Origin of the sequence: Geomonas propionica (genome assembly GCF_016458235.1) — a bacterium.
GTDB lineage: Bacteria > Desulfobacterota > Desulfuromonadia > Geobacterales > Geobacteraceae > Geomonas > Geomonas propionica.
In genome coordinates this window covers 20,105-43,004 of sequence record NZ_JAEMHK010000008.1, presented here as the reverse complement: position 1 = coordinate 43,004, position 22,900 = coordinate 20,105, and the positions used below count along the sequence as shown (strand labels likewise).

General features: G+C 61.3%; 19 protein-coding genes. 4 read left to right on the top strand and 15 right to left on the bottom strand.

The features are described from left to right. Nucleotides 1-5 precede the first annotated feature (5 nt). From JFN90_RS11770 to rd, 10 genes are all read right to left on the bottom strand, one after another. Nucleotides 6-1,403 carry an efflux RND transporter periplasmic adaptor subunit gene (locus JFN90_RS11770; protein WP_199395314.1) on the bottom strand — a complete coding sequence of 466 codons (1,398 nt, stop codon included), beginning with the start codon at nt 1,401-1,403 and terminating at the stop codon, nt 6-8. A gap of 42 nt (nt 1,404-1,445) precedes the next feature. Next, nucleotides 1,446-2,723: a TolC family protein gene (locus tag JFN90_RS11765; protein ID WP_199395313.1), complete on the bottom strand. Its 1,278-nt coding sequence runs from the start codon at nt 2,721-2,723 to the stop codon at nt 1,446-1,448. Between the two features lie 260 nt (nt 2,724-2,983). After that, on the bottom strand, nt 2,984-3,652 hold the full coding sequence (locus tag JFN90_RS11760; protein WP_199395312.1) for an ABC transporter ATP-binding protein: 669 nt from the start codon (nt 3,650-3,652) through the stop codon (nt 2,984-2,986). A 9-nt stretch (nt 3,653-3,661) separates the two neighbouring features. Beyond that, entirely contained in the window at nt 3,662-4,822 is a 1,161-nt protein-coding gene (locus JFN90_RS11755; protein ID WP_199395311.1) for an ABC transporter permease, read from the bottom strand. A 235-nt stretch (nt 4,823-5,057) separates the two neighbouring features. Next, entirely contained in the window at nt 5,058-5,273 is a 216-nt protein-coding gene (locus JFN90_RS11750; RefSeq protein ID WP_199395310.1) for a heavy metal-binding domain-containing protein, read from the bottom strand. Nucleotides 5,274-5,275: 2 nt separating this feature from the next. Then, complete coding sequence (locus JFN90_RS11745; RefSeq protein ID WP_199395309.1) at nt 5,276-7,795, bottom strand: heavy metal translocating P-type ATPase; 2,520 nt, start codon at nt 7,793-7,795, stop codon at nt 5,276-5,278. Between the two features lie 19 nt (nt 7,796-7,814). Next, nucleotides 7,815-8,105: a metal-sensitive transcriptional regulator gene (locus JFN90_RS11740; protein WP_199395308.1), complete on the bottom strand. Its 291-nt coding sequence runs from the start codon at nt 8,103-8,105 to the stop codon at nt 7,815-7,817. A 278-nt stretch (nt 8,106-8,383) separates the two neighbouring features. After that, nucleotides 8,384-11,194: an aconitate hydratase AcnA gene (gene acnA, locus JFN90_RS11735; RefSeq protein ID WP_199395307.1), complete on the bottom strand. Its 2,811-nt coding sequence runs from the start codon at nt 11,192-11,194 to the stop codon at nt 8,384-8,386. A gap of 9 nt (nt 11,195-11,203) precedes the next feature. Further along, nucleotides 11,204-12,538, bottom strand: coding sequence for an FAD-dependent oxidoreductase (locus JFN90_RS11730; RefSeq protein ID WP_199395306.1), 1,335 nt, complete (start codon nt 12,536-12,538; stop codon nt 11,204-11,206). Between the two features lie 21 nt (nt 12,539-12,559). After that, nucleotides 12,560-12,718, bottom strand: coding sequence for a rubredoxin (gene rd / locus JFN90_RS11725; protein ID WP_199395305.1), 159 nt, complete (start codon nt 12,716-12,718; stop codon nt 12,560-12,562). Nucleotides 12,719-12,939: 221 nt separating this feature from the next. Here rd and JFN90_RS11720 point away from each other — a divergent pair, with 221 nt between their 5' ends. The 3 genes from JFN90_RS11720 to JFN90_RS11710 are packed head-to-tail and all read left to right on the top strand — an operon-like array spanning nt 12,940 to nt 14,973. After that, complete coding sequence (locus JFN90_RS11720) at nt 12,940-14,142, top strand: MFS transporter (protein ID WP_199395304.1); 1,203 nt, start codon at nt 12,940-12,942, stop codon at nt 14,140-14,142. A gap of 50 nt (nt 14,143-14,192) precedes the next feature. After that, on the top strand, nt 14,193-14,573 hold the full coding sequence (locus tag JFN90_RS11715) for a VOC family protein (protein ID WP_199395303.1): 381 nt from the start codon (nt 14,193-14,195) through the stop codon (nt 14,571-14,573). 19 nt (nt 14,574-14,592) lie between these two features. Continuing rightward, entirely contained in the window at nt 14,593-14,973 is a 381-nt protein-coding gene (locus JFN90_RS11710; RefSeq protein WP_236018966.1) for a pyridoxamine 5'-phosphate oxidase family protein, read from the top strand. A gap of 276 nt (nt 14,974-15,249) precedes the next feature. Here JFN90_RS11710 and nrfD read toward each other — a convergent pair whose 3' ends face one another. Genes nrfD through fdh form a run of 3 tightly spaced genes read right to left on the bottom strand, consistent with a single transcriptional unit; the run spans nt 15,250 to nt 20,332 of the window. Further along, entirely contained in the window at nt 15,250-16,272 is a 1,023-nt protein-coding gene (nrfD, locus tag JFN90_RS11705; protein WP_199395302.1) for an NrfD/PsrC family molybdoenzyme membrane anchor subunit, read from the bottom strand. Further along, nucleotides 16,269-17,069, bottom strand: a complete 801-nt coding sequence (locus JFN90_RS11700; RefSeq protein ID WP_199395301.1) for a 4Fe-4S dicluster domain-containing protein — start codon at nt 17,067-17,069, stop codon at nt 16,269-16,271. The genes nrfD and JFN90_RS11700 overlap by 4 nt, the downstream gene beginning before the upstream one ends. Next, nucleotides 17,066-20,332 (bottom strand): formate dehydrogenase, encoded by a 3,267-nt coding sequence (gene fdh / locus JFN90_RS11695; protein WP_215906780.1) that lies wholly within the window; start codon nt 20,330-20,332, stop codon nt 17,066-17,068. The genes JFN90_RS11700 and fdh overlap by 4 nt, the downstream gene beginning before the upstream one ends. Before the next feature lie 307 nt (nt 20,333-20,639). Between fdh and JFN90_RS11685 the strand changes: the two genes are divergently transcribed. After that, the gene (locus JFN90_RS11685) at nt 20,640-21,038 is read left to right on the top strand and encodes an endonuclease domain-containing protein (RefSeq protein WP_199395299.1); all 399 of its coding nucleotides are present in this window, start codon (nt 20,640-20,642) and stop codon (nt 21,036-21,038) included. A gap of 121 nt (nt 21,039-21,159) precedes the next feature. On the opposite strand, the gene JFN90_RS11680 is transcribed toward JFN90_RS11685, so the two are convergent. Together JFN90_RS11680 and JFN90_RS11675 are read right to left on the bottom strand one after the other, a co-directional pair. Then, a complete protein-coding gene (locus JFN90_RS11680; protein WP_199395298.1) occupies nt 21,160-21,492 on the bottom strand; it encodes a c-type cytochrome in 333 nt (110 codons plus the stop codon). Between the two features lie 105 nt (nt 21,493-21,597). After that, nucleotides 21,598-22,899 (bottom strand): phenylacetate--CoA ligase family protein, encoded by a 1,302-nt coding sequence (locus tag JFN90_RS11675; RefSeq protein ID WP_199395297.1) that lies wholly within the window; start codon nt 22,897-22,899, stop codon nt 21,598-21,600. Between the last annotated feature and the right edge of the window lies 1 nt (nt 22,900).

Below are 22,900 nucleotides of genomic sequence, written 5' to 3'. Positions count from 1 at the left end.
AACAACTACATCTTCATGTCGCCCATATCCAACCCGCCGCCCTTCTTGGGCGCGGCGGGTGCTGCCGGGGCACCGTGGCCCTGGTGCTCTCCTGCGGCTCCCGGTGCGGCCGGAGTTGCGGACCCGCCGGCGTGCCCTTCGTGACCGCCGCCACCGCTGCCGCCGGCAAGCTGCGATTCGGAGTCGATCAGGTAGCCGCCGGAAGCCGCCACCTTGTCACCTTGTTTGAGGCCGGAGAGGATCTGTACCTTATCCCCTACGCGGGCGCCCACCTGCACGTCATGCGGCTCAAACATGCCGGGCTGGGATTCGACCCAGACCACCTGCCGCTTGCCGGTGTCCATCAACGCGGTTGCCGGGATCACCAGTGCCTTGCCCAGCGGCGCCTTGATGGAGGCGTTCACGAACATGTCCGGTTTCAACTGGAGCCCCGGGTTGGCTAGGGCCACCCTCACCTTCACGGTCCGGGTCTTGGGATCGAGGAAGGGGTAGATGAAGGAGACGCGCCCGGAGAAGATCTTGCCGGGGTAGGACTGCGAAACGATCTCCACCCGCTGCCCCATCTTCACGAAGCTGAATTCGTTCTCGTACACCTCGACATCCACCCAGACGGTGGAGAGGTCGGCGATGTTGAAGAGCGGGTCGCCCATGTTCACGTACTGTCCTTCCTGGACCACCTTCTCGATCACGACGCCGGAGAGCGGCGTGTAGATGGGGAGCTTGATGTTGGGGTGTCCCGCCTTCTCCAATCCCGCGATCTGCTCGTCCTTAACCCCCAGGAGTTTCAGCCTCTGGCGCGCCGAGGCCACCAGACCCTCGCCCCCTTGCGAGATGGCGTCGATGCTCGACTTCTTGAACTGGTCGCGGCTTCTGAGCGCGAGGAGATATTCCTGCTGCGCGGCCACCAGGTCCGGCGAGTAAATCTCAGCCACCGGCCTCCCCTTGGAAACGAAGGCGCCCACGGTGCTCACATTCAGCTTGTCGATACGGCCCGCGACCCAGGCGGTCACCTTGGCCTGCCTGGACTGGTCGTACTGCACGATGCCTACGGCATTGATCTCCTTGGACAGCGGCGCGTAATCGGCCGGCACCGTGGCTACGTTGGCCATCACCGACTGGGTCGGCGAGAGGGAAACGTGCCCAAGCATCTTTTGCTCCGCGGCGTTCGCCTGGGCCCCCTCCACCTTCTTGATCAGCTGCATACCGCAGATGGGGCAGGTTCCCGGCTTGTCCTTGATGATGAAGGGATGCATGGCGCAGGTGTAGAGCACCTGTCCCTGGGCCGCCTTTTCCTTGCCGGCCGGGGCCTGGTGCTTCTGGTGGTACAGATAGTATCCGCCGCCGGCAGCCGCCGCTACCAGGATCAGGATGATGGGAACTGCGACCTTCACGCTTTTATTCATGAGTAAGTACCTCGCGGGGTAATAAATTTCACTTTGCAGGGATTACTGCAGATCTTTGCCCACCAGCGCTTCGAGTTGGGCCAGCTTCATCTGGTAATCCGTCATCGAGTCGTAGTATTCGCGCTCGTAATTGAACAGGGTGACCCGGTTGTCCAGCAGGGTAAGGAAGTCGACCTTGTTAACCCGGTAGCCGATCACCGCCGACTCCAGCGACTGTTCCGCCTGCGGGATGATGCCGGTGAGGTACAGGTCGATCAGCTTCCTGCGCCGCTCCATCTGCGCCAGTAGGTCGTTCACCCCCGATGAGATGGTGTTGCGCGCGCCGTTCAGCTCCTCGCTGGCCATGTTGATTTCCGAGGAGGACTCGGCCCGCATGGCAGCGCGCCGCTCCTTTTGGATGGGGAGGTTGAAGGTGACGCCCAGCGAATACATGTCGGAACCGTCGCTGCCCATGGCCTTCTGGCGCTGCATGTATTCGAAGGAGACGTTGAAGTCGGGGTAGGATTCCTTCTGTGCCAGCAGGTGCCCCGCCCTCCCCTTCTCGATCTGCGCCTTCACCGACTTAAGTTGCGGCCGGTTCTCCTCGGCGAGGTCGACCAACTGTTCCGGGGTGTAGTTGAGGGGGGCCAGCTTGAAGTCCGGGACGGTACCGACCTTGGTGCTCTGGGGGCGGTTCAACAAGGAGTTGAGGCTCACCTCGAGGCTTCGGCGCTGCTGCTCCAGCGAGATCTTCATGTCCAGCATCTTGGAGCGTTCAATAAGCGCCTTGTAGATATCCTGCTGCGCCCCCTGCCCGACGGAATACTTGGTCTGGGCCAGGGTGATGAAGTCGTCCAGGATCTTGATGTTTTTCTCGATGATGGTCAGGGACTTGTCGGTAAAGTAGACCTGGTAGTATGCCTCGCGCACCATCCGGGTCAGTTCGAGTTTGCGCTCCTCGACGCTCCAACGGTAGGTCTCCGCCTCCGCCGATGCGATGTCTTCCTTCAGTTTCCGCTTGCCGGCGAACGGGATCAACTGGCTGATGCCCACCACCTTCTGGGTCATGGAGTCCTTGTTGAAGCTGAGCGGATCGGTGACGATCATGTTCTGCAGCTTCAACATCAGCATCGGGTCTTCCAGGGCCCCCGCCTGCCTGATGCGGCTCTTGTACATCTCCCAGCGCGCCGATGTGGACTTCAGTTCCGGGTTGTTGGCCAGGGCAGCCTGCACCAGCTGATCGAGGTTTTCCGTGGCGGGCTTAGCATCTTCGGCGAGGGCCGCAGGAGCGGTCATCAGGATGGACAATAACAGGTACAGCGGGAAAAGCCGGTATTTCATGGTGACTCCAGAAACTTGGCGGTAGCTTTCACAATGGAATTACACGATTCATGCCCACTTCTAAATGCCTGTTTTCCCAGGCATCATGTACTGCAGGTTCTCTCAGTGCGAAGGATATTCGGCAGTTATCGTGGAATATTATACACAGCTTGACAACTTTGTCTTACATCATCGACACAAAAAGAAAAATCTGAAGGGCACACTGTAGAAGAAGTGTGTGCTCCCCCAGATCTTTCTATCTGGCGACAGGTTCCTGCGATCTAGGCGCTGATCAAACCGTCCTTTAAATGAATGGTTCGATCCGAATAAGCGCCATTCTCGGGGTTATGAGTGACCATGACGACCGTTTGTCCGGCTTGGTTCAGCTGCCTGAACAGCGTCATGACTTCCTCGCTGGTTTTCGAGTCCAGATTGCCCGTCGGTTCATCGGCAAGAAGGATGTGCGGATTATTAACGATGGCGCGCGCAATAGCGACGCGCTCCTGCTCGCCGCCGGAGAGCTGGTTGGGCAGCCGGTCGGTCTTGCCGCCCAGCCCCACCCGCTCCAACGCTTGGCGGGCCGCTTCTTTCTTGGCGGCGGTGCTCATCTTGACGATGGCGAGCGGCAGCATGACGTTCTCGAGGGCGGTCAAATACTGGATCAGGTGAAAGGACTGAAACACGAAACCGAGGTTTTGCGCCCGGAAGTCCGCCAACTCCTCGCTTTTCAACTGGTACAGCTTCACCCCGGCCATTTCGACGTCGCCGCTGGTGGGATGGTTCATCCCGCCCAGGACCGAGAGCAGCGTGCTCTTGCCTGAGCCGGACTGCCCCATGATGGTGATGAACTCGCCAGCCTCGATGGTGATATCCACGCCGCGTAGCGCCTCGACCAAGTCGGATCCGGTCTGGTACTGCTTCTTCACGTTCTTCATTGCTATGATTGCCATATCGTCCTCTTAAAGTGCCCGCAGGGCCTCGGTCGGATCCATCTTGCTGGCGTGCAGCGCGGGGTAGAGGCTGGCCAGGATGCCGAGCAGCAGCGCCAGTCCAATCGACCCGAAGGCCACCGTAGTGTCCCAAACCAAGTGGGCATTCTTGGTTTCAGCCATGAATGGGAGCGCGAGCTTCGCACCTCCCATGCCCGCAGCGTATCCCAACACCCCAGCCAGAAGGCTCACCAGGGCGGCCTCCAGCAGGATGATGCGCATGATGTGGCTCTTCCGGAATCCGATGGCACGGAAGACGCCGATCTCGGTGGTGCGCTCGTTGACGCTCCCCATCATGGTCACGAAAACGATGAGGGAGCCGATGAAGACAACGACACTCGCCATGGCGTAGGAGAAGCGTTTGAACTGGTCCAGTGCCTTGAGACGTCCCGCCACCACCTGCTGGATCGCGGACACCTTGCTGTCGGGGAGGAGTTCGGCGATCTGGTTCACCATGTCGGAGATGGGGCAACCGGAGCAGAGTGCCGCAACCTCGGCCATGGTGATCTTTCCTTCCTTGCCGAGGATCTTCTGCGCCTTGGGCAGCGCGATGAAGACCAGCGAATCGTCCTGCGACCCGGTCTGGTTCAGGACGCCGGCAACCTTGAACTTCTCCCCCTTGATCTCGATGCTGTCGCCCGAGGTCGCGTTGAGAGTATTGGAGGCGTCGCTCCCCAAGAGCAACTCGTTGTCCCCTTTTGGCTCGGCGCCGAAAATCTGCCACCACTGCTTCATCTTCAACTCCGCTGCGAAATCGACGCCGACCAGCAGCACGTCGTGGGTGCCGATTTTCACCCCGCCCAGCACCTTGGGAGAGATGGAGGAGATGTTCTTGTTGTTCTTGATCTTGCGGACCTTGTCCAGGTCCTCCTGCTTGATCTCGCGCTGATCGAAAGTGACGCCGCCCAGGTTGATGCCGCCGTAGTTCATGGACAGGCCGTTGCTCTGCGGGGTGATCAGGATGTTGGCGCCGAACTCGTCCATCTTCCGCTCGATGTCGTTGGACATGGAGCGGGTCAGGGTGACCAGGGTCACGATGGTGGCGATGCCGACCATGAGGCCGATGGTCAGGAACGCCATCTTGGCCTTGCGGCGCTTCAGGTTGTTGATCGAGATGGTGTGCAGTTTCATCTTGTCTCCGTGCTGCGGGTTGAAAGATGCCGCGGGACCGAGGAGGCGGAACCCCGCGGCATCTCCTTGCAACGACTACCGGCTGCTCTATATCAAGTGTCATGCCAAGAGGAATATCTTGTGCTAAGTGCCTGTAAAAGCGCATACAGCGCGGGTAAACGGTAGGGAGTGGGCTATCTGGTTGGAGGAATATTCCACCTCGACAGCAGAATATTCCACAACCACAGTTGCTTCGTTACGTGCTTATCTCGTCGCTTCTGACCAGTTTCATGCCGCAGATCGAGCAGTCGGCGGTGGGATCGTTACTGGTGATCCAGGGATGCATCGGGCAGGCGTAGAGGGCGCCCTTGGCAACGGGCTTGATAGTAGCTTTTTTGCCGAAAAAGAACCAGAGGTTGCCGGCAATAAGGGCGGCGCCGGCCACGGTTACGAGTATCTGGGTAGTGTCCATGGTTATCCCCTTTCTACGGTGAACCCGCGCAGACGCAGGGCGTTGGTGACCACGCTGACCGAGGAGAGCGCCATGGTCAGCGAAGCGATGATCGGACTCAGGAGCCACCCGGTAAACGGGTACAGGATCCCCGCCGCGATCGGGATACCGAGAATGTTGTAGATGAAGGCGAAGAACAGGTTCTGCTTGATGTTGGCGATGGTGGCCCGGGAGAGTGCAATGCTGGAGATGACACCGTTCAGGTCCCCGCGCACCAGCGTGATGTCGGCCGCCTCGATGGCGACGTCGGTGCCGCTCCCCATAGCGATCCCCACATCGGCCTGCGCCAGCGCCGGGGCGTCGTTGATGCCGTCGCCAACCATGGCTACAACCTTGCCCTGTGCCTGCAGTTTCTTCACCTCTTCGCCCTTCCCGTCCGGCAGCACTTCGGCGACCACGCGGTCCACGCCTACCTGGCGTGCGATGGAGTCGGCGGTGCGGCGATTGTCACCGGTCAGCATGATCACCTCGAGACCCAGGTCGTGCAGACGCTTGATGGCGGCGGCAGACGTTTCCTTGATCGGGTCTGCGACGGCGATGACACCGGCGAACCTCCCGTCGATTGCCACCAGCACCGGAGTTTTTCCCGCGTCCGCCAGCAGGTGCGCTTTCGATGGATTGACGGCGACACCGTTGTTGGTCAGCAGCAGCTCAGTGCCCACGAGGATCTTTTTGCCCGCCACTTCAGCCTCGATGCCGTGCCCCGGGATGGCGTTGAACCCGCTCACCGAAAGCCGCTCGAGCCCCTCCTCCTCTGCCGAGCGCACGATTGCCTCTCCCAGTGGGTGCTCGCTGCCGGCCTCGGCCGAGGCGGCGAGCTGCAGCAGGGTTTGCCTATCTACCAGGAAAGTTTCCACGTCCGTGACCGAAGGGACGCCGCGGGTGATGGTGCCGGTCTTGTCCAGGACGATGGTGGTCAGCTTGTGGGCGGTTTCCAGTGCCTCGCCCCCCTTGATCAGGATGCCGCTTTGGGCGCCGCGCCCGGTGCCGACCATGATGGCGGTCGGAGTGGCGAGACCAAGGGCGCAGGGGCAGGCGATGATCAGCACCGAAACGAAGGTGAGTACCGCCATGTTGAGGCGCGTCTCGGGCGGCGAAACATCGAACCAGATCACGAAGGTGGCAATGGCGAGACTGATCACCACCGGCACGAAATAGCTGGCGATCAGGTCGGCCAGGCGCTGGATGGGCGCCTTGCTTCCCTGGGCCTGCTGCACCAGTCGCACGATCTGCTGCAGCACGGTGTCCTTGCCGATCCTCGTGGCGCGCATCCGGAAAGAGCCGGTCTTGTTCAGTGTGGCGCCGATCACCGTGTCGCCTATTTTCTTTTGCACCGGCAGCGGCTCGCCGGTCAGCATGCTCTCGTCGACCGAAGAGCCCCCTTCGATCACTTCACCGTCCACCGGCACCTTTTCGCCGGGACGCACCACGATGACGTCGCCCAGTTGCACCTCGGCGATCGGGATATCCTCCTCCCTGTCGTCCCGTACCACGCGGGCCAGTTTGGGCTGCAGTCCGATGAGGGCATGGATGGCGCCGCTCGTCTTGCTGCGGGCGCGCGCCTCCAGCAGGCGCCCCATCAGGATCAAGGTGACGATGATGGCGGCCACCTCGTAGTAGACGCCGACCGGCGAGGCCATGGCGTGTGCGTGACCGGCAGTTACGCCCGAAGCGCCTGCTCCGGCTATGAGCCACTCCGGGGCAATAGTGGCGACCAGGCTGAAGACATAGGCGGAGAGGGTGCCCAATGCAACCAGGGTGTTCATGTCGGCGACACGGTGCTTGGCGGCGGTCCAGGCGCCGGTGAAGAACTCGCGACCGGCCCAGAACAATACAGGAGTTGTCAGGGCAAGCTCGACCCAGGCGCGCCCTGGAAAGTTGAAGGCGTCGGCCAACGCAGGCACCACGTGTCCGGCCATGGCGAGCACCGCCACAGGCAGGGTCAGGGCCAGCGCCACGCAGAACTTGGTACGGTTTTTCCTGTACTGTGCCTCGTGCACCTGGGTCTGCGCTTCCAGCATGCCGGCCTCGTCGGTCTCCCCTGCTTCGCCGGATTCCAAGACGTCGTAACCCATGTCGCGCACCACCTGCTTGAGCGTGTCGGGTGAAGTTCCCCGGGGGTCGAACTTGATAGTGGCGCGGGTGGTGGCGAAATTGACCGCCGCAGTCACCACGCCAGGTGTCGTGTTCAGGGTCTTCTCGATGCGACCTGCGCAGCCCGCGCAGTTCATGCCCAGAAGCGGGAACTCGCACTGCTCCGCCCGTTCCTGTGCCGTCACTGGTGGGGCTGCCGGGGCAAGCGCCTCCGCAGTTGCGGGCGCCGCAACTTGGTTGAGATACGTCTCCGGCGATTCCAGGAATTTCTCCAGACAGGTCGCGGAGCAGAATTTGTAGCTGGTCCCTTTGTGCGTGGCGGAAAGGGGAGCAGCAGCGCCGACTTCCATCCCGCATACGGGGTCGCGTAAGATTACTTTTTCAGCCATTTTGTCTTCCTCCAAAGCACTACTTCAGAAACCGCGACAGCGCCGTCTTGACCTCGCCCAACAGCTGCTGCTGGCTCATCGGCTTGGCCTGGTCGTGTTGTTTGTCGCCCCCCTGCCCCAGCACGCAGTTCTCCAGGTGACGGGTAAGCAGTTCAACACCTAGCGCATCGAGCGCAGAGCGCACGGCGGAAATCTGGTTCAGGATGTCCACGCAGTAGCGTTTCTCGTCCAGCATCCGTTCGATGCCTGCGACCTGCCCGGCGATTCTTTTCACGCGGGTGTTCAGCTTGTTTTTTGAAGAGTCAGCCATGGTCTCCTCCGGGCACCCGATACCGGGTGGGGGTATATCGTTAAACAAGACAATACCCCCTGGGGGTATGACGGGTCAAGCAAGAATTGTAGGGGCGAATAATCATTCGCCCACCTTTGCCGGTTGGGATATGGGTGCGCGGTAAAAATAGGTGGGATTGCACTACAGGCTGTCTCCTCCCCCCGGAAGGGGGAGGTCGGGAGGGGGGAATAGCTGTTGGCGGCCCCCTCCCCGACCCTCCCCCTCCAGGGGAGGGAGTAACAAGCGACTGGGTCTATCTACTTGAGAAACTGCCTGAGCACGAACGGCAGGATGCCGCCGTGGTGGTAATAGTCGAGCTCGTTGGAGGTATCGATGCGCACCAAAACGTTGAAGGAACCGGTCGCTCCGTCAACGCCGGTGAACTTCACCTCGAGCTTCTGCCCCGGCGTCAGGTCGTTGAGGCCGGTGAGGTCGAAACTCTCGGTGCCGTTGAGGCCGATGCTCTTGTACCCCTCTCCCGGCAGGAACTGCAGCGGCAGAATCCCCATGCCGACCAGGTTGGAGCGGTGGATCCTCTCGAAGCTTTCGGCTATCACCGCCCGCACGCCAAGGAGCTTGGTTCCCTTGGCGGCCCAGTCACGGGAGGAGCCGGTACCATACTCCTTGCCGGCTATGACGACCAACGAGGTACCCTCGGCGCGGTACTGCTCCGACGCGTCGAAGATGGACATCTGCTTGCCGCTGCCGTCCCCTTTGGCGAAGTACATGGTGACGCCGCCTTCCACGCCGGGGACCAGCGCATTCCTGATCCTGGTGTTGGCGAAGGTGCCGCGCACCATCACCTCGTGGTTGCCACGCCGCGCGCCGTAGGAGTTGAAGTCCTTGGGCTCGATGCCCAGCGACATCAGATAGCGGCCGGCCGGCGTCGCCTTGCCGATGGACCCTGCCGGCGAGATGTGGTCCGTGGTTATGGAGTCGCCCAAAAGAGCGAGGCAGCGCGCACCGGTGATGTCCTGTACCGGTTGCGGCTCAGGCGGGAGGTCGAGGAAGAAGGGAGGCTCCTTGATGTAGGTGGAATCCTCCTGCCACTGGTACAGTTCGCCACTCGGCACCAAAAGCCCGCGCCACTGCTCGTCACCGTGGAAAACGTCGGCGTAGTTGGTGGCGAAGGACTCGGCATGCACGCAGCTCTGCACCAGCTCCGCCACCTCCTTGTCGTCGGGCCAGATGTCCTTCAGGTAGACCGGCTCCCCGTTGGGGTCGGTACCGAGGGGATCGCGGGTCAGGTCGATGTTGATGTTGCCGGCGAGTGCATAGGCGACCACCAACGGGGGCGAAGCGAGGTAGTTGGCCCGGACGTGTGCATTGATGCGCCCCTCGAAGTTGCGGTTGCCGGAGAGTACCGCCGCGACGGCGAGATCACCTTCCACAACCGCGCGCGAGATGTGATCCGCCAACGGGCCGCTGTTGCCGATGCAGGTGGTGCAGCCGTAGCCGACCAGGTGGAAGCGGAGTGCGTCCAGGTACGGCGTAAGGCATGCTGCGGCCAGGTAGTCGGTGACCACCTTGGAGCCGGGGGCGAGACTGGTCTTGACCCAGGGGCGCACCTGGAGGCCGCGTCGCACTGCGTTACGCGCCAGGACACCCGCCCCGATCATCACTGAAGGATTGGAGGTGTTGGTGCAACTGGTGATGGCTGCGATGACGATGGAGCCATGACACAAGTTGTAGCTGGTGCCGTCGGGCTGACGCACCGGGACGCACTGCCCCAGCGAGCCAAGTGCCTTGTCCGGGTGTTCAGTCATCAGTTCCGGGGCGACCGTGACGGGCGAGCCCCCTTCCCCGAGCCAGCGGTTCAAGGTTTCCTTGTCCACGTGAGCCGCGTCCTGCTGCCGCAGGGTAACGAGCTGCCTCCTGAACGAGCCGCGCACCTCTTTCAGGCGCACACGATCCATGGGACGGCTGGGGCCGGCCAGCGACGGCTCCACATCGGCGAGGTCCAACTCCAGGGTGTCGCTGAACACCGGCTCGGGGCGGTCCGAGGAGCGCCAGAGTTCCTGCTCCTTGAAATAAGTCTCCACCAGCGGCACCACTTTGCCCCTGCCTGAGAGCCCGAGATATGCCGAGGTCTGCTCGTCGACGGGGAAGACGCCGATGGTGGCGCCGTACTCGGGTGCCATGTTGCCGATGGTGGCGCGGTCGGCGATGTTGAGCGAGGCGGCGCCGGGGCCGTAGAATTCCACGAATTTGCCGACCACCCCTTTCTTCCTGAGCATCTGGGTGATGGTCAGCACGAGGTCGGTGGCGGTGGCGCCGGGGCTCAAGGCGCCTGTCAGCCGGAAGCCGACTACCTGCGGGATCAGCATCGAGCAGGGTTGCCCCAGCATCGCCGCTTCCGCCTCGATCCCGCCGACGCCCCAACCGACCACGCCCAGGCCGTTGATCATGGTGGTGTGCGAATCGGTGCCGACCAGGGTGTCAGGCAGCACCCACTCAGCGCCGTCCTCCCCCTCGACCGTATTCACCAGCGCCACCTGGGCCAGGTATTCCAGGTTCACCTGGTGGCAGATGCCGGTCGCCGGCGGCACGACGCTGAAGTTCCTGAAGGCGGACTGCCCCCAGCGCAGGAACTGGTAGCGCTCGTGATTACGCTCGAACTCCAGCACCGAGTTCGCCTGCAGGGCGAGTTGGCTGCCATACTGGTCCACCTGCACCGAATGGTCGATGACCAGGTCGGCGCGCTGCATCGGGTTGATGTCAGAAGGCCGCCCTCCGAGGCGGTCCAAGGCCGAGCGCATGGCGGCCAAGTCGGCCACGGCAGGCACACCGGTGAAGTCCTGCAACAGGATGCGCGCCGGCATGAACTGTATCTCCTGGTCCGGCTCGGCCTGCGCGTCCCAGCGCGCCACTGCCTCGATGTCCTCTTTTTTCACCACCACACCGTCCTCGCGGCGCAGCAGGTTCTCCAGCAGAATCTTCATGGAGTAAGGGAGCCGGCTGATATCGATGCCCGAGTTGGCCGCGAACGCCTTCAGCGAGTGATAGCGGTAGGTCTTGCCGTCCACGGTGAGCGTGGAGAGGGTGTTGTAGCTGTTTAATACGCTCATGTCTTCTCCTCAGACTTTTTTTACAGCGACGTTGGCCGCGACCAGGATGGGATCCCAGACCGGCGCGTAAGGCGGGGAATAACTCAGGTCCAGCTCGGCGATCTCGAACACGGTCATCTTCTTGTAGATGGCGGTGGCCAGGACGTCCAGCCGCTTGGCCACCACATCCTCGCCTATCATCTGGGCGCCCAGCAAGAGGCCGCTTCCCTTCTCGCACAAAAGCACGATGCGGATGGTGCCGCCACCGGGGAACTCGCCCCTGGTCGGGCCATCCACCACCACCTTGACCACGTTCTTGTTAAGCGTCTGCAACTGCCGCTCGCTGAGTCCGGTGGTGGCGATGGTGTAGTCGAAAAACTTGAAGACCGCGGTCTGGTCGATGCCCCAGAACTCGGTCATCCGGTCGGGATTGCAGATGTTGTGGCCGATGACACGTCCCTGCTTGTTGGCCGCCGGCCCGAGCGGGAAGTACGAGTTGAGCCCCAACTGCCGGACGTAGTGCTCGGCACAGTCCCCGCCGGAGAAGACGCCGTCCAGGTTGGTGCGCAGGTAGCGGTCCACCTTGACCGCGCCGGCAACGCCCAATTCGCCCCCGGCCGCCGCAAAGAGGGCGGTGTTCGGGCGTGCTCCCGCAGCCACCACCACCATGTCGGCCTCGAAGGTCCCGGCCGATGTCTTCACCTGGCGCCCCGCCTTCTCCTCGACATCGACACCGGTGAAAAGCTCGATCCCTTTCTCCAGTGCCTTTGCCACGACCTTCTCGCGCACCTCTTCGCAGAAGGACGGCAGAATCACCGGCGCCTTCTCGATGATCACCGGCGTGAGCTTCAAGTTGGTGAGGACATCGGCTACTTCCAGATTGGTGTAACCGGCGCCGACCAAGAGCACCTTGGCCGGGGGATTTTGGTACAGGAACTCCTTGGCGCGGCGGGTATCTTCAAGGGTTCGGAAGTAGAAGACGTCGCGGTCGTCGAAGCCGGGATAGTCGAGGCGGATCGCTTTGTTTCCGGTGGCATAGACCAGGAAATCGTAACTTTCGCTGTAACTTTTACCGCTCTGAAGATCGGTGACCTCGACCTCCTTTCCCTCTGCGTCGATGCGGGTTACTTCCTGGTACAGCCTGTAATCGACACCGCGCTCGCTTCGGATGGTTTCCAAAGGAAGTGCGTACAACTTCTCCACCGGCTTGTCCCTGAAGAAGAGGTTGTAGGGCATGCCGCAGGCGGCGTAGGAGACGTCACCGCTCTTCTCGAGAACAACCACCTCAGCTTCGGGAGACTGCCGCTTTATCTGACTGGCCGCTGAAAGCCCAGCAGCTATCCCGCCGATGATCACACACTTCATAAGCTGGTCTCCCTTTGAGGCTTATTCCGGCTCAAACATGCTCTTATCGACACCGCACACCGGACAGACCCAATCCTCCGGAATGTCTTCAAAGGCGGTTCCCGGCGCCACACCGCTATCAATGTCCCCTACCTCTGGATCATAAATGTACCCACAAACCGTGCAGCGATACTTTTGCATGACTTCCTCCTTGAAGTTGATACTGTTCTGCCCGCTATTCCTGTCGTAGCAGTGATCTCGGCTGAAAACATTCATAAAAAGTAGCTGGCGCCCCATTAATGTCAAGCCGCCGCACGATCATTAAAGAGAGCGGTATATACAAGCGGCCGCCATCGGTGCTAAAGATAGCGCTTCTGCCCGGCTGGAGCCGGCGCGGGAACCGCGAGACAACTGGAGACTGCATGAAAGGTGTACTTGGAAAATTGGACGCGGGACTGTTGACCTCTGAGCAGCGCCCGATGCTGCGCTTTCTGGTGGTGCTGACCGCCGCCTCGACCATCGGCCTGCAGGGCTACACTATCCTTTTCAACAACTTCGCCGCTGAGATGGTGCATCTCAACGGGAGCCAGGTGGGCGTCACCCAGTCGGTGCGCGAAATACCGGGACTGTTGTCGCTGCTGGTCGTGTTCGTGCTGCTGCTGGTGCGGGAGCACAAGCTGGCGGCGCTTTCCATCGTCCTACTGGGCCTCGGGACCGGCATCACCGCCCTGATCCCCTCCTATGGCTGGGTCATCTTCACAACGGTTGTGATGAGCTTCGGCTTCCATTATTACGAGAGCACCAACCAGTCTCTCACGCTGCAATACTTCTCGACCGCCGTGTCGCCGCTCATTTTCGGCCGTCTGCGTGCGCTCGCAGCGGTATCGAGCGTCGTCGCCGGCATCATCGTGTATTGCCTGAGCGGCATCGCGCACTACCGCGAGATGTACCTGGCTATCGGCGCGCTGGTGCTGGCGGCCGGCGTCTGGGGGCTGTTCCAGAACCCCACCCACGCCGGCATCGTACCGCAGCGCAAGAAGATGATCCTGCGCCGCCGCTATTCGCTCTTTTACCTGCTGACGCTGCTCTCCGGCGCCAGACGCCAGATCTTTGTGGTCTTCTCCATCCTGCTCCTGGTCCAGGTGTTCCATTTTACTGTCCGCGAGATGACCATCCTGTTCATCATCAACAACGTGGTGGCCTACATCCTCAACTCGTTGATCGGAAAAGCGATCAACCACTTCGGCGAGCGCACCATCTCCTCCATCGAGTACTCCGGCGTCATCGTCATCTTCCTGGTCTACGCCTTCACCACGTCTAAAAATCTGGTCATGCTGATGTACATACTGGATAACATCCTCTACAATTTCGAAGTCGCCATCAGGACCTACTTCCAGAAGGTGGCCGATCCGGCCGACATCGCCTCATCCATGTCAGTGGGTTTTACTATCAACCACATTGCCGCCGTCTTCCTGCCAGCCTTGGGGGGATATTTCTGGATGATGGATTACCGGATACCTTTCATCGGCGGCACGGTGCTTGGTGTCATCTCACTCATTGCGGCACAGTGGATGCGGGTTCCTGACAAAGCACCTAACGCCGCACTCATAGCGGAATCAAAGTAAAGAACAGCACAAGTAAAGCGGTAAGTAGATATACAGATACGGAGGCGACAATGTTTAAAAGGATTGATCATATTGAGATAATACCCACCGACTTCGAACGTTCCATCACGTTTTACACGGAGATCCTGGGCTTCACAGTGAAACAGCGGATGGCCGTACCGGCCGCGCCACTGGAGGAGATTGCCTACTTGGCACTCGGGGACACCGTGGTGGAGCTGATGCGGGTAACCGATGCCACCATAACCCAAGTGGAGCCGTGGGGCACGGGATACCGGATGATGGCGTTGGAAGTCGACAATATGGACGAGGCTCTGGAGTACCTAGTAGGGAAAGGAATCAACCCGAGTTGGGGGCCGGTCACCCTCGGTCCTTCCAAACGTGCCGAGATCAAGGATTGTGACGGCTTCCCTATCGAACTGAGACAATGGTAACCACCAAAGGAGGAGCTATATGATGATACCAATTCCGGACAAGATGAAAGAAGTGATGGCACATGAGGGTGTAGTGGCCATAGTGACGCAGGGAATCGAAGGCCCGCACATGGTCAACACCTGGAACAGCTACCTGAGGATCAGCGGGGATGGCAAATTGCTGGTGCCGGTGGGCTACATGCACGTAACCGAAAACAACCTGGCCCAGAACCCGCGGGTTCTGATCACGCTGGGTGCGCGCGAGGTGGAGGGAACACACGGCCCCGGCACCGGTTTCTTCGTGGAAGGCACCGGGACCATCGTCGACTCGGGTCCCACCTTCGACTCCACCAAAGCCACCTTCCCCTGGGCGCGGGCGGTCCTTGAGATCAAGGTATCGGCGGCCAAGCAGACACTGTAGATTGCCCATGCTGCAACCGCCTCCGCTTTGCGAAGTTTCAGCAGAGAATTACGGGGGAGGTAGCCACGAAGCGCTGCACGCGAACCAGCGTCCCCCACTTTGCGAAGGGGGACAGGGGGGATTTGATTTTACAGTTGGAAGGAGCTGGATGGGGGAAGCCGCAAGTGGCGGGGAATCCATCTACTTTGTGCCATAAAAGAGCGTCGCAGGAAAACCTGCGGCGCTCTTTGCTTATATATTGCCGGGTAGCTTTTTCCCACCACCGGCCTCTTCCTCTTACCGCCTCATCCTCCCGCGCTCCAAGGCAATGGTAGCCTGCGGCTCCCGTGCCGCGGCCTTCCCCGCCTCCAGCAGCGCGAAGCGCAGGCAGATGGCACCGAGGGTGGTGAGGGCTCCGCTCACCTTCCTCTTCAGCGGCGAGCGTACCGGCAGCAGTTCGACCAGGATGCCGGAAACGAGCGCGGCCTTCGCCGCCGTCCATAACATGCCCCCCTTCCCTTCCCTTGCGGCTGCAGCAACCTCCGGGACAGTCGAATCATTCCTCTGCATGGCGACCATGCTGGCCGCTTCACCCGCCTTGCCGACCAGCCCAAAGCGCTGCACCACCTTCTCTTCGCGCTTGTCCAGCGGCATCATCTGTAGCACTCCCGCTGTGCTCGCCGCGGCCGACGACATGAACAGCAGCGGCAGGAGCAGCCGCCGTTCACGCCACAGCGGGTTTGCCGTGTTCCCCAAAAGCACGCCGGTGTAACCGGCCACCAGGAGTCCCCCAACTGCTGTCCCGTAGCGGGTAACCGCACCGGAGCGGTCCCCCTGCAACAGGAAGAGGGTCGCCATCATCCCTGTCCCGGCCAGCGACCACGACCCGATACTCATGGGCGAGCTGGGGCGGAACACGCGCAGCATGTTCAGGAAACGACTCATCTTGCCCAGGTCGTAGGTAAGGAGGGCCGGACCGACCGTGGTGCCGGCAAAAGCCAGCAGGCGGCACCATGACGCCAGCCTGCGCAGTCTCTTCTTACCGTGCAAAGCGGCGGCCAGCATGGCGCTACCTCCCGCCACCCCGCCGATGTAGAAATAGGACGGCACGGACCAGATCCAGACCGGCTCCTTGAGCAGGGCGAGCCCGTAGTATCCAGGCGCCGTGTATCGCGATGGCACTTCCCGCCACAGTGGCACGATACCGCCAGCATCCGGTTCGGGATGCTTCACCCGTTGCCCCGCCCCCTCGCCGGTCTGCAGCGCCAGCTCCGGGCTCATCTCCCTCCCTACGTGCAACCTGCTCTGTGCCAGGATCATTTGCGGTCACCTCCCCTGCTATGCGCGGCGGCAAGCGCCGCAGCCGCCATCCCCGCAGCGGCAAGCGCCATGACACCCCAGGACCCCATAACCCCCTTGGTCGGCACCGACGGATCGGGAGGAAGGTTGTACGCCTCGGGGCGATCCAGCAGCAGGAAGAAAGCGTGCAGCCCTTCCGTCCCCGGCTGATCCCGCTCGCTCATCCCGTAGAGCCAGGCCTCGGTCACCCCGCGCCGGTGCAGCTCCTGCAGCCGGTTCCGGGCCATCTCCTTCAGATCATCCAGCTTACCGAAGGTGATCGAGTCCGTGGGGCATGCCTTGGCACAGGCCGGCTCTATCCCTCCCTTTTGGCGGTCGTAGCAAAGTGTGCACTTCCAGGCGCGGCCGTCGTCCTCGCGCCGGTTGATCACCCCGAAGGGGCAGCAGACCACGCAGTAGCCGCAGCCGTTGCAGACATCGGGCTGGACATAGACGGTATCGAACTCGGTACGGACGATCGCGCCGGTCGGGCACGCCTCCAGGCAGCCGGCGCGTTCGCAGTGCTTGCAGACGTCGGACATGAGGAGCCAGGAGAATGGGCGAGCCGTACTCTGGCCGGAGAGCCGCTCTTGGCGCTCCACGAAGGCGACGTGGCGCCAGGTGGTGGCCTCCAGGTGGATGGTGTTATCGTAGGAGCGGCCGCTGAAGAAGTCTCCGTCCGCAGGAAGCTGGTTCCACTGCTTGCAGGCGACCTCGCATGCCTTGCAGCCGATGCAGACGCTGGTGTCGGTAAAGAAACCGGTAGCTGGCGTGGTCATGATTCCTCCGTCATTTCCGTCTTTTCCGCGTGCAGTCCGTGTTGGCCGACGGGCTTTTGGTGAACCGGAGGGAGGTCGCGCTCAGGGCCTGCCACCTCGCGCTCGACCAGCGCCCCCTGGGTTGCGGCACGCCGCTTCCTCGACCTTCTCCCCGCCACCACCTGCACGGAAAAGGCTTTCGATTCCTCGATGCTCACGTTGGGGTCGGCCACAAAGGCGGTGAGCTCGTTGGCGGCGTCCCCGGTGGAGCGGCCGATCCAGCTCCAGTGATAGGGAAGCCCCACCGTGTGCAGCGTGCGCCCCTGCTGCACGAAAGGCTGCATCCGCTCGGTCACCAGAACCCGCGCCTCGATCTCGCCGCGGATGGTGCTGACGGTGGCCCAGCCGCCGTTCTCCAGCCCGCGCAGTTCGGCCAGCTCCGGCGACACCTCGATGAACATCTCGGGCTGCAGCTCGCACAGCCAGGGCACCCAGCGGCTCATGCCACCGGCGGTGTGGTGCTCGGTCAGGCGGTAGGTCGTGGCGATGAAGGGATAATCCGGATCCCCCCACGCCTTATGATACGGGTTGTCGGCGCGAACCCACTCCATGCGCGCCGGGTTGCACTGCTGCCCGTAGAGCGGGTTTTTCAGCACCGACTCCTCGGGTTCGTAGTGGGTGGGGAGCGGGCCATCCAGAAGGCCATTGGGGTCGTAGAGCCACGCCTTACCTTCGGCCTGCATGATGAAGGGGTCGATGCCGGAAAGGGTGTCGATCCCCTTGGCGTCCGGGCCGGGGCGGTAGTCGGGAGGACGGTCGACGATGAAGTCTGGGTTGTCGTAGCCGGTCCACTTGCGCTGCTCCGGGTCCCACCAGACGTATTTCTTGCGTTCCGACCACGGCTTGCCATCGGGATCGGCCGAAGCGCGGTTGTAGAGCAGGCGCCGGTTGTCGGGCCACGCCCAGCCCCATTCCGGCGCCACCCAGGTCTGCTGGGTCGCCGGCTTCCGGCGGGCAGGCTGATTCACACCGTCCTTGTAGCAGCCACAGTAGATCCAGCAGCCGCAAACCGTGCTGCCGTCATTCTTCAGCTCCTTGTACCCGGCGAAGTACTTATGGTCCCCAAGGGAATAACCGCTGATCTCGGCTAGCACATCCTCGGCGTCAGGCTCCTCGATCGCTCCGATACTGCGGTAGTCCCAGGTCAGGTCGCGCAGAGCGAAATCCTTGGGTTCCGCCGAGGGCCGGTACAGCTCCTTCAGCCTCCTGCCGAGGTGCCAGATGAAGTGCAGTTCGGAGCGACAGTCGCCGGGCGGTTCAACCGCCCTGTGGTGCCACTGTAAAAGTCGCTGCGTGTTGGTGAAGGTACCGTCTTTTTCGGTGTGGGCGGCGCAGGGAAAGAAGAAGACCTCGGTGCCGATCTCCTCCGGCTTGATGTCTCCGGCGACGATTTCGGGTGCGTTGCGCCAGAACTCGGCCGTTTCCGTCGGCGCGAAGTCCCGCACGACGAGCCACTTCAGGTTGCGCAAACCCTTGCGTTGCAGGGCGCAGTTCATCGATCCCACCGCCGGATTTTCCCCCATGACGAAGTACCCCTGCACCTTTGCGTCGGCCATCGCGGCCACCGTCACCATGTGGGAATGATCCCCCGAGATATGGGGCAGGTAGTTGTAGCACCACTCGTTCTGCGCGATCGCGGCGGGGCCATACCACGCCTTCAGGAGTGAAACCATGTACTTGGGGAACTCGCTCCACCAACCTGATGCGGACTCGTTATATTCCAGGTATTTCTTCAGATCGGTATCGTAAGAGGCCTTGGGCATGGGGAGGTAGCCGGGGAGCATGTTGTACAGGGTCGGGATGTCGGTTGATCCCTGAATGGATGAGTGCCCGCGCAGGGCCATGATGCCGCCGCCGGGACGTCCGATGTTGCCCAAGAGCATTTGGACAATTGCTGCGGTGCGGATGTATTGAACCCCTATCGAGTGCTGAGTCCAGCCGACGGCGTAACAAAAGGCGCTGGTCCGGTCCCGACCGGAGTTGTCGCACAAGGCGCGTGCCACTTTCTCGAACATCTCGGGCTGGATGCCGCACGCCTCCTGCACCACCTCGGGCGTATAGCGGGAAAAGTGTTTCTTCACGATCTGGAACACGCAAAGGGGATCGGTGAGCGTGAAGTCGTGTTCTTCGGCGGAGACGATGGCCCCGCGTTCGGCGCGCGGTTCACCGGAGAACATCTCCCGGTGACCAGCGGCAGGGGTCACTTCCAAGCCTCGATACTGCCAGGACGACGGGTCGTACTGCCCCTTCTCCGCATTCCACCCACTGAAGAGGCCGTCCAGGTCTTCAGTGTCCTGGTAGTCCTCGGAGACGAGGGCGGCGGCGTTGGTGTAGTTGATGACGTAGTCCCGGAACCAGCGTTCGTTGGTGATGATGTAATTGATCAATCCGCCCAGGAAGGCGATGTCGCTGCCGGGACGGATGGGGACGTGGATGTCGGCGACGGCGCTGGTCCGTGTGAAACGGGGATCGATGTGGATGATGGTGGCGCCGCGGCGCTTGGCCTCCATGACCCAGCGGAAGCCGACCGGATGACACTCGGCCATATTGGAGCCCTGGATGACGATGCAATCGGAGTGCTGCAGGTCCTGCTGAAAGGTGGTCGCCCCTCCCCTGCCGAACGAAATCCCCAGACCGGGGACGGTGGAGGAATGTCAGATGCGGGCTTGGTTCTCGACCTGGATCACCCCCAAGGCGGTGAACAGCTTCTTGATCAGGTAGTTTTCCTCGTTGTCCAGGGTGGCGCCGCCCAGGTGCGCGATTCCAAGGGTGCGTCGCAGCGGATGCCCCTGTTCGTGCTGATCCTCCCAGGTCTCGTCGCGCGTCTGCTTGACCCGATCCGCCACCATGTCCATGGCCTGTTTGAGCGGGATCTTCTCCCACCTCTTGCCGTAGGGGCGCCGGTACAGGACGTTCATGCCCCGGTGCGTCCCGGTCACGAGCTGCATGGTAGCCGAGCCCTTGGGACAGAGGCACCCCTCCGAGATGGGAGAGTCGTAGTCCCCTTCTATGTCCATGATCTTGCCGTCTTTGACATAGACCTTTTGGCCGCAGCCAACGCCGCAATAAGGGCAGACCGACCCCACAATCTTGTCAGCGGTCGAGGTCCGTGGTTTTAGGGAATGCGTCCTCTCTGACATCGCCGTATCGCCCAGTCCCGCCAGATCACCATTGGCCAACTGGCGCAGGGCCGGCCACTTCAAGAGCCAACTTTTCTTTGCCATCGCCCGCTCCTTGCTTAAGCCGGGTTAAAAAACATTAGATCGGTTTAACAGTATTGACGGCAAAGTCAAACTGGAAAAAGTGTCCAACCGAAGCTCCGGGGATAGGGTATAGTGTGTCGTCGAATCAGAGGGTGCCAGCAAAGAAGAAATCCCCCCTGCCCCCCCTTTAGCAAAGGGGGCCAGAGGGGATTTAACCATATCCCGGCCGTTCTATGCCATTGCAGGAGCGGATCTACCTTGCCCACAAAGCACTACACGAGCACTCACGTCCCCCCCTTGACAAAGGGGGGCCAGGGGGGATTTAACCTTGTTCCGGAATTACAATCACCGTCTCAAAGGGCCATCCCGTACACTGCGCAAGCAGATGACCGACGCCGAGCAACTGCTGTGGTCTCACCTGCGGGGCAAGCAACTCCTAGGGCTCCAGTTCCATCGTCAGAAACCGCTGGGCCCTTATATTGTCGATTTCTTTGCTGCCGCGGCACAGTTGGTGATTGAGGTAGATGGCAGTCAGCATCTGCAGGAGGAACTGTGCAACGTTGACGCCGCGCGAGACGCGTATCTGAAAGAACAGGGATTGATGGTGCTGAGATTTGACAACCGGCAGGTATTAGTCGAAACGACAGCGGTTTTGGAAGAGATATTTAGGGTGTGCCAGCAAAGAGCAAATCCCCTCTGTCCCCCCTTTAACAAGGGGGGGACGTAGTGCTAGCGTCACGGCTACAAAACCAACGCATCCTTTGCTAAGGGTAGATTCCTAGGAAAAACAAAAAAGCACCTGCTGGCTATAGGCCGGCAGGTGCTTTGGTGATGTCTGCGTAAAGCAATTACTTGTAAGTAGCCAGGATGTACTTCGCGATGGCGTTGGCTTCGGCATCGGGTACGGCTTTGGCGTCGAACTTGGTCATGCCGGGACCGGGGTTGCGCATCTTGGCAACGATGTCCTTCTCGGTCTTGATGCCGTTGGCGGCCAGGTCCTTCTTGCCCAGGCCCTTGCTGGGTTTGATGATGTTGCCGCCTTTGGGGTGACAGGCAACACAGTGCTGGTCGAACTTGGCCTTGGCATCGATCTTCTCGCCTTTCTTGGCCTCGGCAAAAGCGGGAACCGCAATTACGGACATAGACAGCACAGCAGCAGTAGCAACGAGAACCTTCTTCATGTTGATTCCTCCTTGGTAGTATCGGGGGGGCGTGCCCCAGTTGAGTATGCTTGCAGCCTTGTCTATAACACCCGGCTTGAAAGCAAAAGCGGAATCAATGCTAGTCTAGATTTTCCTGTTGTCAATGACGCGGCACGCTTTGCCTTCGGCCCGCGGGATGCTGTTCGGCTCGACCAGCTTCACCACGGCGCCGACGCCCAGCACGGAGTCGATCTTCTTCTCCACCTTGTCCAGGAAAGCCTTCTGCTTCTTCATTTCGTCGAAGAAGATGTTCTCGGTCACCTCGATACGGATCTCGAGGGTGTCGAGCGCCCCCTTGCGGTCCACGACCAGCTGGTAGTGCGGCTGGCACCCCTCGATGGCGAACAGCACGTCCTCGATCTGCGACGGGTAGACGTTTACCCCCTTGATGATGAGCATGTCGTCGGAGCGCCCCATGGTCTTCTTCATGCGCACCATGGTCCTGCCGCATTCGCACTTCTCGTAGTCGAGCGAAGTGATGTCGCGGGTCCGGTACCGGACCATCGGGAAGGCTTCCTTGGTGAGCGAGGTGAGCACCAGTTCGCCCACACTACCGGGAGGAAGCACCGCGCCGGTATCGGGGTCGATAATCTCGGCGATGAAGTGGTCCTCGGAGATGTGCATGCCGCGCTTGCACAGGCACTCGCCGGCGACGCCGGGGCCGATGACCTCGGAGAGACCGTAGTTGTCGGTGGCGGTGATGCCGAGCCGCTCCTCGATCTCGCGCCGCATCGCCTCGGACCACGGCTCGCCGCCGAAGAGACCGACCTTCAGGGTAAGGCCCTTGGGATCGATCCCCATCTTCTCCATCCGCTCCGCGATGGTGACCGCATAGCTCGGCGTGGATACCAGCGCGGTGGTGCGATAGTCCTGCATGATCATGATCTGCTTTTCAGTATTGCCCGCGCCCATGGGGATGACGGAGGCGCCGATCGTCTCGGAGCCGTAATGCAGGCCGAAGGCGCCGGTGAAGAGGCCGTAGCCGAAGGCGATCTGCACCACGTCGTCGCTGTTGACGCCGGCCGCGGTCATGAAGCGGGCAACGAGGCTCGACCAAACCTTGAGGTCGTGCTTGGTGTAGCCCACGACAGTCGGCTTGCCGGTGGTGCCGGAGGAGGAGTGGATGCGAACGACCTCGCGCAGCGGCACGGCGAACATGCCGTAGGGGTAGTTGAGGCGCAGGTCCTCCTTGGTGGTGAACGGGAGCTTGGCCAGGTCGGCGAGGGACCGGACGTCCTCGGGGACGATCCCCAACTCCTTGAACCTGGTGCGGTAGCAGGTGACGTTCTTGTAAACGCGGTTCAGAGTAGCCTGGAGCCGCTCCAATTGGAGCTGCTCGATCTCCTCCCGCGGCATGCACTCGTATTCGGGTTCCCAAATCTGCATA